This is a genomic window from Mesorhizobium sp. CA7, assembly GCF_020165015.1.
In the GTDB taxonomy this organism is placed as follows: domain Bacteria; phylum Pseudomonadota; class Alphaproteobacteria; order Rhizobiales; family Rhizobiaceae; genus Mesorhizobium.
This window is the reverse complement of record NZ_JAIUHH010000001.1, coordinates 583,180-595,711: the sequence shown is the minus strand read 5'-3', so window position 1 is coordinate 595,711 and position 12,532 is coordinate 583,180. Positions and strand designations below refer to the sequence as shown.

The following is a 12,532-nucleotide window of genomic DNA, read 5'->3' as shown; positions in this document are numbered from 1 at the left end:
GGAGCGGATGATGGAAAAGAGTTTTGACGGCTGGCTCAGCGGCTTCATCGGGGTGCTGATCTTCAGCGGGTCGCTGCCGGCGACGCGGGTGGCGGTGATGGATTTCGATCCGACCTTCCTGACGTCGGCCCGGGCGGCCATCGCCGGCCTTCTGGGTATCGCGATGCTGCTGCTGTTTCGCGAGAAGCGTCCGGAGCGCAGCGACTTGATCTCGCTGGCCGTCGTGGCGCTGGGTGTCGTGGTCGGCTTCCCGTTGCTGACGGCGCTGGCGCTGAAACATGTCACCTCGGCGCATTCCATCATCTTCGTCGGCCTGCTGCCGCTGGCGACTGCGATCTTCGGCGTGCTGCGCGGCGGCGACCGTCCGCGCCCGGCTTTCTGGCTGTTCTCGTGCCTGGGAAGCGCTTTAGTGGCGGGCTTCGCTCTGGCGCAAGGCGTGACCGCGTCGCCGGTCGGCGACGGGCTGATGCTCGGCGCCATCATCGTCTGCGGTCTGGGCTATGCGGAAGGCGCCAAGCTGTCGCGCAAGCTCGGCGGCTGGCAGGTGATCTGCTGGGCCTTGGCGCTGTCGCTGCCGGTGATGCTGGCGTTGAGCTTCGCGACACTGCCGCCATCCTTCGCCGCCATCGGTTCGAGCGCCTGGATCGGTCTCGGCTATGTCTCGCTGTTCAGCATGCTGATCGGTTTCGTGTTCTGGTATCGCGGCCTGGCACAAGGCGGCATCGCCGCCGTCGGGCAGCTGCAGCTGCTGCAGCCCTTCTTCGGCCTGGCGCTGGCGGCGAGCCTGTTGCATGAGCAAGTCAGCCCGCTGATGGTGGTCGTGACGCTTGGCGTCGTGGCCTGTGTGTTCGGGGCGAAGAAGTTCGCGCGGTAAAGCGCCTACGGATTTGTTTTGACGCAATTCCGGACGGAAAACCGTTTCACACTCTTCCTGGAATTGCTCAGAACTTCGTTACCACCCCGATGCCGATGCCCTCGAAGCCGCCCACGGCCATCAGCGCGGCGGGCGCCTCTTCGAGACTGATCTTCTTGCCCACCAGAAGCTCGGGCTTCAGCTTGCCGGTGCGGATCATCTCCATCATCGCGTTGTAGCGATAGGCCTGCATGCCGTGGCTGCCTAAGATTTCGAGCTCGAACGCGATCACCTTGTCCATCGGCACCTGCGGGCGGGCATGCTCGCCCAGCATCAGCCCGACCTGAACGTGGCGGCCGCGCCGGCGCAGATTCGAGATTGAGTTGAACGAAGTGGTCGGGTGCCCGAGCGCGTCCATCGACATATGCGCGCCGCCATTGGTGATCTGCTTGACGGCCTTGACGACGTTCGGCGTCGTCGAGGCGTTGATGGTCGCCACCGCGCCGATCTTTTTGGCGAATTCCAGCTTCTCGTCGGTGAGGTCGATGGCAATGACATTGGCGCCCATGGCGCTGGCGATCATGATCGCCGAGAGGCCGACGCCGCCGCAGCCATGCACCGCGACCCATTCGCCGGGCGTCACCCGGCCCTGGTCGACGATGGCGCGGAAGGAGGTGACGAAACGGCAGCCGAGGCTGGCGGCGGTGGCGAATTCCATCTCTTCGGGCAGGCGCACCAGATTGGTGTCTGCATGCTCGATGCCGACATATTCGGCGAACGAGCCCCAGCCGGTGAAGCCCGGCTGCGTCTGATGCTCGCAGACCTGATGGTTGCCCGACGTGCATTCGAAGCAGCGCCCGCAGCCGACGGCGAAGGGGACCGTGACGCGATCGCCGGCCTTCCAGCGGCCGACCTGCTTGCCGACGGCGACGACGATGCCGGCCAGTTCATGCCCGGGGACGTGCGGCAGCGTGATGCCGCCATCATGGCCCATCCAGCCGTGCCAGTCGCTGCGGCACAGGCCGGTAGCCTCGACCTTGATGACCACGCCGTCCGGGGCGGGCTTCGGATCGGGCACGGTCCGTATCGTCGGCGCCTCGCCGAATTTCTCGTAAACGACGGCTTTCATGGGGAGTCCTTCGATTCGTTACTCGGCATCGATCTGGTTCTGCGGCGCAGCCTTCTGGAACGCCGGCAGCGTCATGCAGGCGGCGTTGATGCGCGCAATCACCGGGTAGGGCGCCATGTCGACGCCGAAGCGGGCATTGTTGGCGACCTGGGCGGCGAGGCAGATGTCGGCAAGGCCCGGCGCATCGCCGTGGCAGAAGGTGCCGGTCTCAAGCGACGAAGCCAGAATCTTCTCAAGCGGCTGGAAGCCTTCGTTCACCCAGTGGCGGAACCAGTTGACGACGTCCTCGTCGCCGGCGCCGAACAAACTGCGCAGCGACGTCAGCACGCGCAGATTGTTCACCGGGTGGATGTCGCAGGCGATCATCTGCGCCAGCATCCTGACGCGGGCCCGACCCAGCGCATCTTTTGGCAGCAGCGGCGGCTCCGGTTGGATCTCGTCGAGATATTCGATGATCGCCAGCGACTGGGTCAGAAGCGTGCCGCCGTCCAGAACCAGCGCCGGCACCAGCCCTTGCGGGTTGATGGCGCGATAGGCGGGCTCGAGATGCTCGCCATGGCGCAAGTGGTGCGGCACATAGATGTAGCTCAGGCCCTTCATCTCCAGCGCGATCCGCACCCGGTAGGAGGTGGAGGAGCGGTAGTAGTTATGAAGGACGAGGTCGCTCATGGCCTCGGCTGCCCGATGGTCACCGCGATCTCGCCGATGCCGTCGACGCCGCCGGTGATCCTGTCGCCGGCCTGGACCGCGCCGACGCCGGCCGGCGTGCCGGTGAAGATCAGGTCGCCGGGCCGAAGCTCGACCGCTTCGCTGCAGATCGCGACGATGTCGGCGATCGGCCAGATCAGTTCGGCGAGGTCGCCGTCCTGCTTCACCGCGCCGTTGACGGCAAGCCAGATGCGGCCTTTTTCCGGATGCCCCGATTTCGCGGCCGGAACCAGCGGCCCGCAAGGCGCGGATTGGTCGAACGCCTTCGACCAATCCCAGGGCCGCGCCGCCTTCTTGGCCTGGTCCTGCAGGTCGCGGCGGGTCAGATCGACGCCGACGCCATAGCCCCAGACGTGGGCGAGCGCGTCTTCGCGCGGAACGCGGAAGCCGGCCTTGCCGACGGCCACGACCAGCTCGATCTCGTGGTGCAGGTTCGAGGTCAGCGGCGGGTAGGGGATCTCGGCGCCGCTGTCGACCACCGCGTCGGCCGGCTTGGTGAAGAAGAAGGGCGGGTCGCGCTCGTCATTGCCGAGCTCGCGCGCATGCGCAGCGTAATTGCGGCCGACGCAGAAGATGCGGCGCACGGCGAACCGCTCCGCCGAGCCTGCGACGGCAACCGAGGCAATCGCCGGGGGCGGAAGGACGAACTCTGGCATGGGCGGTCTCCGTGCTGGCATGAATCGTTCGCACCTTCAGCCGATTTCGACGGGCGAGCAAGGCTCGATGGCCGCGAACATGTTGGCCCTGTCGCTTCACCGACAATGCCGTATACCATTGGGCGATATACTATTTGCCAATAATCTGGCCATGGTCACGAGACTATCCTGTGCCGGCCGAAACCGAACCGATGCCTGATCCTAAGCAATGACCGCCGTCAACGATCGCGCCCGCTTCCTGATCATCGACGACCACCCGCTGTTTCGCGAGGCGCTGCACAGCGCCGTGCAGATGGCCTATCCGGACGTCGACACGGTCGAGGCGCGTTCGATCGGGGAAGCGATCGAGCTTCTTGCCGACGCCAAGCCGTTCGACCTCGCGCTGCTCGATTTGAGCATGCCCGACGTGCATGGCTTCGAGGGGCTGTTGCAGCTGAGGACCCGCTATCCGCGGCTGCCGGTGGTGATCGTGTCGGGCTATGAGGAGCCGAAGATCATCTCCGAGGCGCTTTCCTATGGCGCCGCCGGCTTCATCCCGAAATCGGCCCGCAAGAGCGATCTCGCCGCGGCCATCCGCTCTGTGATGGACGGCGCCGTGTATGTGCCGGAAAATTACGAGGGCCAGCCGCCCGACCCCGACAGCACCGACCGCGCCGACATGGTGCAACGCCTTGCCAGGCTGACGCCGCAGCAGCTGAGGGTCCTGCAGATGCTGCGCCAGGGCATGTTGAACAAGCAGATCGCCTACGAGCTGCAGGTGGGCGAGACCACCGTGAAGGCGCATGTCTCGGAGATTTTGCGCAAGCTCAACGTCTACAGCCGCACGCAAGCGGTGATCGAGGTGTCGAAACTCGACAATGCGGAACTGTTTCGGGACCAGGCGGGGTTTTGACGTTTGTGCTCGACCAGCAGGTGATCACCCTGAAAAAGCATGCCGGTCCGCAATTCGAGTGGGCGCTTCTGGAGTTCGGCCGGCCGAGTGGGGCATACGGCAGGCAGGGCGCAAATGACGGTAGCCTGTCAGGATTGACTTGCCGGTCCGAAGCGGGTCATTTCCGTTGCCCTGGGGAGGTGGCGGCGGATGGACACTCTACATTTACAGCCGGGCCAAGATCACCTTGAGAAGATCGCAAAGACGAATGATCCCCTCCGAGGGATCATTGAACTCGTCTGGAACTCGCTTGATGGTGACGCGATCGATGTGTCCGTTGAGTTCGACCGGAACCCACTAGGCGGCCTGCAGGCGATCCGGGTTGTAGACGATGGGTCAGGTATGCGCGGCGACGCGCTCCGGACCGAATTCCATCAGCTTGGCGAATCGTGGAAGAAATCGACGCCGCGTACGCCTAAGTACAGCAGGGCTATGCACGGGAAGGAGGGCAGGGGGCGACTGCGCTTCTTCTCGATTGCGGGGCTCGCAGTATGGAAGTCGACTTACGATACGCCAGAGGGAATGCAGCGCGTAACCGCCCAGATAGAAGCGGCCCAACTGGCCAGGTGCGACGTCGAGGATTCCGCCGTCACAGACGAAACGACTGAAACCGGCACCATTGTGGAGCTTTCGAGGCTTAAGGATACCTATGACTGGCTCTTAAGCAGGGAGGCCTTCCTCCTCTTTAGCGCAACGTTTGCGCCATACATCCTGCAGTACCCGAACGTATCCATACGATACAACGACGAGAAAATTGTGCCTTCGGCGTCCGTAAAGTTGGAGGCAGAACTTCCGGTTGGCCCCATACAGGGGCTCAAGGAGCCGGTTACCGATCTGCGCCTCAAAGTCATTGAATGGAACGGCGCGATCCAAGATCGCAAAATCTATTTCGGCACCGACGAAGGTATTGCTCTGGCGTCCCAGCCGGCCGGCGTTACAGCGCCCGGGTTCGAATATTCAGCATATGCATACTCGACTTTCTTTCGAAGGATGCATGATTTGAACATGCTGGAGCTTGGAGACCTAACGGATCCTGACCTACAGATCGTCTTAGATCATGTTCGCAGTTCGTTGACCGACTACTTTAGAACTAGACAATCTCAGAATGCCATCGGACTGATTGATGAGTTAAAGGCCGAAGGAGCCTATCCCTACGAGGGCGAGCCCCAGAATGATGTCGAGGTAAAAGAGCGACAAGTTTTCGATATCGCCACGTATGCGGTTTCCTCCTACTCAAGGACTTTCAAACGGGCGGACGTCTCGATGCGTCGGATGACTCTGACGCTCCTGCGCGAAGCGCTTCGGCACAATCCAGAATCAATAACCATGATCCTGAAGGCGATTGTTGATCTGCCGAAGAATAAACAAGACGAGTTTTCGTCCTTGCTCGAAAAAACAAACTTGGGGAACATAATCTCAGCGTCGAGCCTCATTGCTGATCGAGTTACCGCACTTGAGGTTATTAAGGGGATGGTTTTCGATCCATCTCGCCGCATTTCTACTAGAGAGCGCGGCGAACTCGACGTCATCGTGCAAAGCAACACATGGATTTTCGGAGAAGAGTTCCATATTTCATTGCCCGAGATCGGCTTGACACGGGTAATGCAGCGGGTCGCTACCGAGCTAGGTAGGCCTAAGCGAAAAGAACAGGTCAAAACGCCCGATGGTCAGATTGGTCGCGCGGATGCCTTCTTGGGTCGCGCAATACCTTACCCCGATCAGAACCATAAGGAGTTCCTTCTCCTTGAGCTAAAGCGGCCATCTTTGGTGGTTGGTCGAAAGGAAATGGATCAACTCGAATCCTACGCTGTCACCATCACGGGCCAGCCGGAATATCTGGACAATTCGACGGCTTGGACCTTCTTCCTGATGACCACGGCAATCGAACCCAAACAAATGCATCGGGTTACGCAAGCCAACAGGCCGCCGGGCCTCTTTTTGGACATGCCTAGAGCGAAGGTCTGGTCAAAACATGGAGCGAAGTCCTCAGAAATGCTGAGACAAGGATCAGGTTTATACAGGACCAGCTGAAGATTGAAGTAAGCGACCAGGAGATAGACCGTCGGATCACGGAATTGCGCGGATCCATCCTGAAGCAAAAGCAAGACGACGCGTAAAGCGGCTTCGCCGTACGCGAGCAATTACCTTAGCCACCCTTGAGACGGCTCTATCTTAGGAAATCGCAGGACATGACCTGCCAACGCGCTTCCGCGCGATCGCACCGCCATGCCAGCAGGCCGCCCTCCTCAAGACTCTGGAAACCATGTTGCCTCGGCCGCTACGGCAGCCCTTTTCGCTGAACTGCGGAGCCGCGGCTTTCCGGATGACTTTATCGCCGCCGCACTTCTGGTTGGCGCAAGGAGCCTGATCCGCGGCCTGCCGGACAAAGCACCGTGCCCGCATGCCTAGTCTAAGCCAACAAATGCGCCAGCAGCGCGCGCAGTTGCGCCGGCTTCAGCGGCTTGCGCATCAGCTCTATGCCGGCGGCGCGGGCGGCTTTGGCGACGGGTTCGGAGCCGTCGGCGGTGACGATCAGCGCCGGCACGGTCCGACCGAGATAGTCGCGCACTTCGGCGATCGTTGACGTGCCGAGGTCGCCGCCGTCGAGATGCTGGTCGGCGATGACGATGTCGGGCACCCAGGCGGTGTCGCCGAGCAGGTCGAGCGCATCGTCGGTCGAGGTGGCGGCGCGCACCAGGCATTGCCAGCGCTCGAGCAGCGAGGTCATTGCCGAGAGCACGTCCATGTCGTTCTCGACCAAGAGCACCTTGGTGCCGAACAGGCCGTAGCCGCGCGGCCGCTCCATGTCGGCGGCGGCCACCGCCGGTTCAGCCGCGGCCATGCCGACAGGCACATCGATATGGAAGATGGTGCCGCGCCCAACCTTGGAGGAAAAGGTCACCGGATGGCCGAGGGCGGCCGCCATGCGGCGCACGATCGCCAGACCAAGCCCGAGCCCGCCGGCGAGCCCGGCGTCGGCAAGCGTGGACGTGCCGCGGTGGAATTCCTCGAACACCGCCTCGCGCTGGTCCTCGGGGATGCCGCAACCAGTGTCGGCGACGTCGATGCGGATGGTGTCGCCGCGATGCCTTGTGCCGACCAGGACCCCGCCGGAGCGGGTGTAGCGCAGCGCGTTGGAGAGGATGTTCTGCAGGATACGCCTGAGCAGCGTGCGGTCGGAACGCACCGCGACATTGACGGGGCGGAATTTAAGCGACAGGCCTTTCTTTGCCGCTTCCGGAAGGAAATCCGAGCGCAGCGAGGAGAACAGCGCCTCCAGGCTGACGTCGACGACTTCCGGCTGCACCACGCCGGCGTCGAGCTTGGAGATGTCGAGCAGCGTGCGCAGCAGGTCTTCCATCGTCTCCAGCGAGCGCTCGACCTGGCGCACCAGCTTCCTGCCTTCATCGCTGGCCTGGACCTCTGCCAGCGCCGAGACCGACAGATGCGCGGCATTCAGCGGCTGCAGCACATCGTGGCTGGCTGCGGCCAGGAACCTGGTCTTGGAGAGGTTCGCCAGTTCGGCGCTCTCCTTCGCCGCGCTGAGGTCGATGTTCGACTGCTCGAGCCGGCGCAGCGTCGCGTGCAGTTCCTCGGTGCGGTTGCGCACCCGGTTTTCCAGCGAGATCGCGGTCTGGAACAGCGAGAAGGCGTTGCCCTGCTGGTCCATCGAGCGCTCGACGCGGCTGACCAGCGCGGCGTTGATCTTCTTCAGCTTTTCGAGGTCGTCGATGTCGCGAAGCGGCATCTGCGCTCACTCAGCTGCCTGGCGCTCGCCGAAGGCGATGCCGGTAAAGGTCTGGTTGAGGTGCATCGAGCGATACTGCTCGCCATAGGTGCCGAAGCCGATGACCTTGTTGGTCCGGTAGAGCTCGGAGATGTCGCGAAAAACCTGGCGGTTGCGCGCGTCGAGCCGGCGCAGCACGCAGTCGAAACCGAGGATCATGTCGATGCCGCCGAGCCGATGCTCGACGTCCTGGAGAGCCGTGCGCGTCGCTTCGACCATGTTCTTGGGCTGAGCGATGGAAAGCACCACGCCGTCGTCGATGGCGCAGAAGAAGGACAGCGAGCCGTCGGGATGCATGCGCTGGATCGAGCGGCAGTAATATTCGCCGCCGACCTTCACCACCACGGGGTGCGAGGCAAAGCTCAGCGGCGTCAGCGTCTGCGGCACGATGCCGACGGAGGCGGCATATTCTTCCGCCGCGTTGGTGGCGTTGAACTCGCGCACGACACGATGGTCCGGGTCGGAAGCCGTCACCACCAGCTTCTCGTCGGTCGGAATGAAATTGTCGGTCTTGAAGACGTGGAAGGGGATCTCGGTCGCGACCAGCACGACGATGGCGCTGTCGGACGAGACCGTGCCGTTGGCGATCAGCCTCGTCGTCTCGAATTTCAGGTCGTCGCCGGCCGAGCCGCCAATCAGCGGAATGTCGTCCAGCCCCCAGTGGATGGCCGAGGTAACCGCTTCCTCGGCATAGGACAGCCCGTCGATGAAGCAGAGCGCGAATATGTTCTTGGCCCGATCCTGGCCGACGCGCCCGCGCAGCAGGCGCCGCAGCGAGGCGACCTCGCCGGTGATCCGGTCCATGCCCGACGAGGAGAGGTTCTCGACCATGGTGGCGACGGTCGAAAACGATGCCGACGGCAGAAGCAGGGCAAGGACATGTCCTTCCTCCAGCCCCTGCGGCGTGATCTCGCCGGCGGTCGAGCAGCCGGCATAGGCAAGCGACGGCGCGTGTACCTTCAACGCCTGCGCGAGCGCCGCGGCGTCGACCAGGCTCTGGGAGAAGAACAAAAGCGCGAAGCCGGCGTCGACGATCGCCGCTTCGGCCGCGATGGCCCGGGCAAAAACATTCGGATCGGGCTCATCCGTGGTGAGCGCCGAAAGGCCCGATGCATAGCGTGTGCTAGAACTGGCCAGCCGCCTTCTCCGCAATTCCTCCAACGCTGATTATGCGTGTCTTTTCTTATGCGTGTCAGGCACGCTTCGCGTCGAGGGCATCTTTGCCCTCAATCCCTGATTTGGCAATGGGCCGGGCGGCACGCTCAACAGCTTGTCGGCCATGACCGAAAGTACAAGGGGCGAAGCGCTGGCAGCACTGTTTTGCCCGTTGTACGGTACGCAAATAGCGCCGCTGCCGAAGCACAGGCACGGCATCGGCAAGGTGAGGACCAAGGTTAATACCCAGGGAGGCTGCATGTCGGACGTGTCGTTGACTGTGAATGGGAAACGGGTCAGCGGTAGTACCGAAGACCGAACGTTGCTGGTGCATTTCCTACGAGAACATCTCGGCCTCACCGGAACGCATGTCGGCTGCGATACCTCGCAATGCGGCGCCTGCGTCGTGCATGTCGACGGCCGGGCGGTGAAGTCCTGCACCATGCTCGCCGCTCAGGCTTCGGGCTCGAGCATCGTCACCATCGAAGGGCTGGCCGACGGTGCCGAGCTGCATCCGGTTCAGGCCGCGTTCAAGGAGCATCACGGGCTGCAATGCGGCTTCTGCACGCCGGGCATGATCATGGCCGCGACCGATATGATCGCGCGCCACCCGCAAGGCCTCGACGAAGCGATTGTGCGCGCCGAGCTCGACGGCAATATCTGCCGCTGCACGGGCTACCACAACATCGTGAAGGCGATCCTCGCCGCATCGGAGGCGATGTCGAAGGGCGCCAAGGGCAAGGCGAAGCAAGCAGCTTAGGTGATGAATGGTCAATGGTGAATGGTGAATAGAGCCGCCGGCTCTTCTCCTTTTCGCCATTCACCATTTCACAATTCACTGAATTCCGGAGGAATTTCCGCAATGGGTATCGAAGGCGTCGGCGCCCGCGTGGCGCGCAAGGAAGACAAGAGGTTCATCACCGGCGGCGGCCGCTATGTCGACGACATGGTGGTCCCCGGCATGAAGCATGCGGTATTCGTGCGCAGCCCGCACGCGCATGCGCAGATCAAGAAGATCGACGTGAAGAAGGCGCAGGCCATGCCGGGCGTCATCGGCGTCCTGACGGGCAAGGAGCTCAAGGCCGACGGCATCGGCAATCTGATCTGCGGCTGGATGATCCATTCCAAGGACGGCACGCCGATGAAGATGGGCGCGTGGTCGCCGCTCGCTGTCGACAAGGTGCGCTATGTCGGCGACGCCGTGGTGGTCGTCGTCGCCGAGACCAAGGGCCAGGCGCGGGATGCGGCCGAAGCGGTCGAGATCACCTATAAGGAACTGAAGGCCGTGGTCGATGCCACGAAGGCGATCCAACCCGGCGCGCCGCAGATCCATGCCGAGGCAGAGAACAATCTGATCTTCGACTGGGAGCTCGGCGACGCCAAGGCGACCGACGCGGCGATCAAGTCGGCGGCCCATGTCACGCGCATGAAGATCGTCAACAACCGGCTGGTGCCGAATGCGATGGAGCCGCGCGCGGCGCTCGGGCATTACGACAAGGCGGAAGATCACTATACCTGCTGGACGACGTCGCAGAACCCGCATGTCGCGCGGCTGGTGATGAGCGCCTTCTACAACGTCGCTCCGGAAAACAAGCTGCGCGTGATAGCGCCGGATGTCGGCGGCGGCTTCGGCTCAAAGATCTACATCTATCCGGAAGAGATCGTCTGCCTGTGGGCATCGAAGAAGACCGGCGTTCCCGTGAAATGGGTGGCCGACCGCACCGAGAGCTTCCTGTCGGACGCGCATGGCCGCGACCATGTCTCGACCGTCGAGATGGCCTTCGACAAGGACAACCGCATCACCGCTCTCAAGGTCGATACGATAGCCAATCTCGGCGCCTATATGTCGCTGTTCTCGTCCTGCGTGCCGACCTATCTCTACGCGACGCTGCTGTCGGGCCAGTACAACATCCCGGCGATCCACGCCAATGTGCGCGCCGTCTACACCAACACGGCGCCCGTCGATGCCTATCGCGGAGCAGGGCGGCCGGAGGCCACCTATGTGCTCGAGCGCACGATGGAGACCGCGGCGCGCGAGCTTGGCGTGTCGCCGGCGGAACTCCGACGCCGCAACTTCATCACGTCCTTCCCGCACCAGACGCCGGTGATCATGAACTATGACGCCGGCGATTATAACGCTTCGCTCGATGCGGCGATGAAAGCCGCCGACTATGCCGGCTTCACCAAGCGCCGCGCCGACGCCGCTAACGAGGGCAAGCTGCGCGGCATCGGCATGAGCTGCTATATCGAGGCCTGCGGCCTGGCGCCGTCATCGGCGGTCGGCTCGCTCGGCGCCGGCGTCGGCCTCTGGGAATCGGCGGAGGTGCGCGTCAATGCCGCCGGCACGATCGAGGTGCTCACCGGCTCGCACAGCCATGGCCAGGGCCATGAGACGACATTCGCGCAACTGGTCACCCAGCGCTTCGGCGTGCCGATCGACTCCGTCTCGATCGTGCATGGCGACACCGACAAGGTGCAGATGGGCATGGGCACTTACGGCTCGCGTTCCGGCGCCGTCGGCATGTCGGCCATCGTCAAGGCGCTCGACAAGGTCGAGGCCAAGGCCAAGAAGATCGCCGCGCATCTGCTGGAGGCGGACGAGGGCGACATCGTCATCGAGAATGGCGAGGTCAAGGTCGCGGGCACCGACAAGAGCCTGCCCTGGTTCCAGGTGGCGCTTGCCTCCTACACCGCCCACAATTTGCCGGCGGGCATGGAGCCCGGGCTAAAGGAGACGGCCTTCTACGATCCGTCCAATTTCACCTTCCCGGCCGGCTGCTACATCTGCGAGGTCGAGATCGATCCGGAAACCGGCATGACGGAGATCATCCAGTTCGTCGCGGCCGACGATTTCGGCAACATCATCAATCCGATGATCGTCGAAGGGCAGGTGCATGGCGGCATCGCGCAGGGCGTCGGCCAGGCGTTGCTGGAAGGCGCGCATTACGACGCCAGCGGCCAACTCCTGACGGCAAGCTACATGGACTACACCATGCCGCGCGCGGCCGACCTGCCGTCCTTCAAGGTCTCGACCTCGAACACGCCGTGCCCGGGCAATCCGCTCGGCGTCAAAGGCTGCGGCGAGGCCGGCGCCATCGGTTCGCCGCCGGCGGTCATCAACGCCATCACAGATGCGCTCGGCGTCGTCGACATCGCCATGCCGGCGTCGCCCGCCACGGTGTGGTCGGCCATTCGGGCGAAGCATTGAAAAGCGAATAGCGAATAGGGAGTAGCGAATAGGGAAGAGGAGAGCGATGCGGCGGATAAGTAATCCTACTCGCTATTCGCTACTCCCTATTCGCTTTTTCCCCGA

10 protein-coding genes are annotated in these 12,532 nt (G+C 63.0%); 5 read left to right on the top strand and 5 right to left on the bottom strand.

Going from position 1 to position 12,532, the window contains the following annotated elements; genetic code table 11:
- Nucleotides 1-10 precede the first annotated feature (10 nt).
- Nucleotides 11-874: a DMT family transporter gene (locus tag LB552_RS02895; protein ID WP_224601763.1), complete on the top strand. Its 864-nt coding sequence runs from the start codon at nt 11-13 to the stop codon at nt 872-874.
- A 67-nt stretch (nt 875-941) separates the two neighbouring features.
- Here LB552_RS02895 and LB552_RS02890 read toward each other — a convergent pair whose 3' ends face one another.
- The 3 genes from LB552_RS02890 to LB552_RS02880 are packed head-to-tail and all read right to left on the bottom strand — an operon-like array spanning nt 942 to nt 3,346.
- Nucleotides 942-1,982 carry a zinc-dependent alcohol dehydrogenase family protein gene (locus tag LB552_RS02890; protein WP_224601761.1) on the bottom strand — a complete coding sequence of 347 codons (1,041 nt, stop codon included), beginning with the start codon at nt 1,980-1,982 and terminating at the stop codon, nt 942-944.
- A gap of 18 nt (nt 1,983-2,000) precedes the next feature.
- On the bottom strand, nt 2,001-2,651 hold the full coding sequence (maiA, locus tag LB552_RS02885; RefSeq protein ID WP_224601759.1) for a maleylacetoacetate isomerase: 651 nt from the start codon (nt 2,649-2,651) through the stop codon (nt 2,001-2,003).
- A complete protein-coding gene (locus tag LB552_RS02880) occupies nt 2,648-3,346 on the bottom strand; it encodes a fumarylacetoacetate hydrolase family protein (protein ID WP_224601757.1) in 699 nt (232 codons plus the stop codon). The genes maiA and LB552_RS02880 overlap by 4 nt, the downstream gene beginning before the upstream one ends.
- A gap of 208 nt (nt 3,347-3,554) precedes the next feature.
- Here LB552_RS02880 and LB552_RS02875 point away from each other — a divergent pair, with 208 nt between their 5' ends.
- Complete coding sequence (locus LB552_RS02875; RefSeq protein ID WP_140846130.1) at nt 3,555-4,238, top strand: response regulator; 684 nt, start codon at nt 3,555-3,557, stop codon at nt 4,236-4,238.
- A 189-nt stretch (nt 4,239-4,427) separates the two neighbouring features.
- Entirely contained in the window at nt 4,428-6,308 is a 1,881-nt protein-coding gene (locus tag LB552_RS02870; RefSeq protein WP_224601756.1) for an ATP-binding protein, read from the top strand.
- Between the two features lie 379 nt (nt 6,309-6,687).
- Here the strand turns inward: LB552_RS02870 and LB552_RS02865 are convergent, their stop codons facing one another.
- A complete protein-coding gene (locus LB552_RS02865) occupies nt 6,688-8,025 on the bottom strand; it encodes a hybrid sensor histidine kinase/response regulator (protein ID WP_224601754.1) in 1,338 nt (445 codons plus the stop codon).
- Between the two features lie 6 nt (nt 8,026-8,031).
- The gene (locus tag LB552_RS02860) at nt 8,032-9,216 is read right to left on the bottom strand and encodes an FIST signal transduction protein (RefSeq protein ID WP_224601752.1); all 1,185 of its coding nucleotides are present in this window, start codon (nt 9,214-9,216) and stop codon (nt 8,032-8,034) included.
- A gap of 262 nt (nt 9,217-9,478) precedes the next feature.
- Here LB552_RS02860 and LB552_RS02855 point away from each other — a divergent pair, with 262 nt between their 5' ends.
- Together LB552_RS02855 and LB552_RS02850 are read left to right on the top strand one after the other, a co-directional pair.
- On the top strand, nt 9,479-9,979 hold the full coding sequence (locus LB552_RS02855; RefSeq protein ID WP_224601750.1) for a (2Fe-2S)-binding protein: 501 nt from the start codon (nt 9,479-9,481) through the stop codon (nt 9,977-9,979).
- A gap of 102 nt (nt 9,980-10,081) precedes the next feature.
- Nucleotides 10,082-12,427, top strand: a complete 2,346-nt coding sequence (locus tag LB552_RS02850) for a xanthine dehydrogenase family protein molybdopterin-binding subunit (protein WP_224601748.1) — start codon at nt 10,082-10,084, stop codon at nt 12,425-12,427.
- The last annotated feature ends 105 nt before the right edge of the window (nt 12,428-12,532 follow it).

Excerpts from the sequence above, each read along its gene's own strand:
- LB552_RS02870 (WP_224601756.1), top strand. The coding sequence starts at position 4,428 with ATGGACACTCTACATTTACAGCCGGGCCAAGATCACCTTGAGAAGATC.
- LB552_RS02895 (WP_224601763.1), top strand. The coding sequence starts at position 11 with ATGGAAAAGAGTTTTGACGGCTGGCTCAGCGGCTTCATCGGGGTGCTG.
- maiA (WP_224601759.1), bottom strand. The coding sequence starts at position 2,651 with ATGAGCGACCTCGTCCTTCATAACTACTACCGCTCCTCCACCTCCTAC.
- LB552_RS02875 (WP_140846130.1), top strand. The coding sequence starts at position 3,555 with ATGACCGCCGTCAACGATCGCGCCCGCTTCCTGATCATCGACGACCAC.
- LB552_RS02850 (WP_224601748.1), top strand. The coding sequence starts at position 10,082 with ATGGGTATCGAAGGCGTCGGCGCCCGCGTGGCGCGCAAGGAAGACAAG.
- LB552_RS02865 (WP_224601754.1), bottom strand. The coding sequence starts at position 8,025 with ATGCCGCTTCGCGACATCGACGACCTCGAAAAGCTGAAGAAGATCAAC.
- LB552_RS02890 (WP_224601761.1), bottom strand. The coding sequence starts at position 1,982 with ATGAAAGCCGTCGTTTACGAGAAATTCGGCGAGGCGCCGACGATACGG.
- LB552_RS02855 (WP_224601750.1), top strand. The coding sequence starts at position 9,479 with ATGTCGGACGTGTCGTTGACTGTGAATGGGAAACGGGTCAGCGGTAGT.
- LB552_RS02880 (WP_224601757.1), bottom strand. The coding sequence starts at position 3,346 with ATGCCAGAGTTCGTCCTTCCGCCCCCGGCGATTGCCTCGGTTGCCGTC.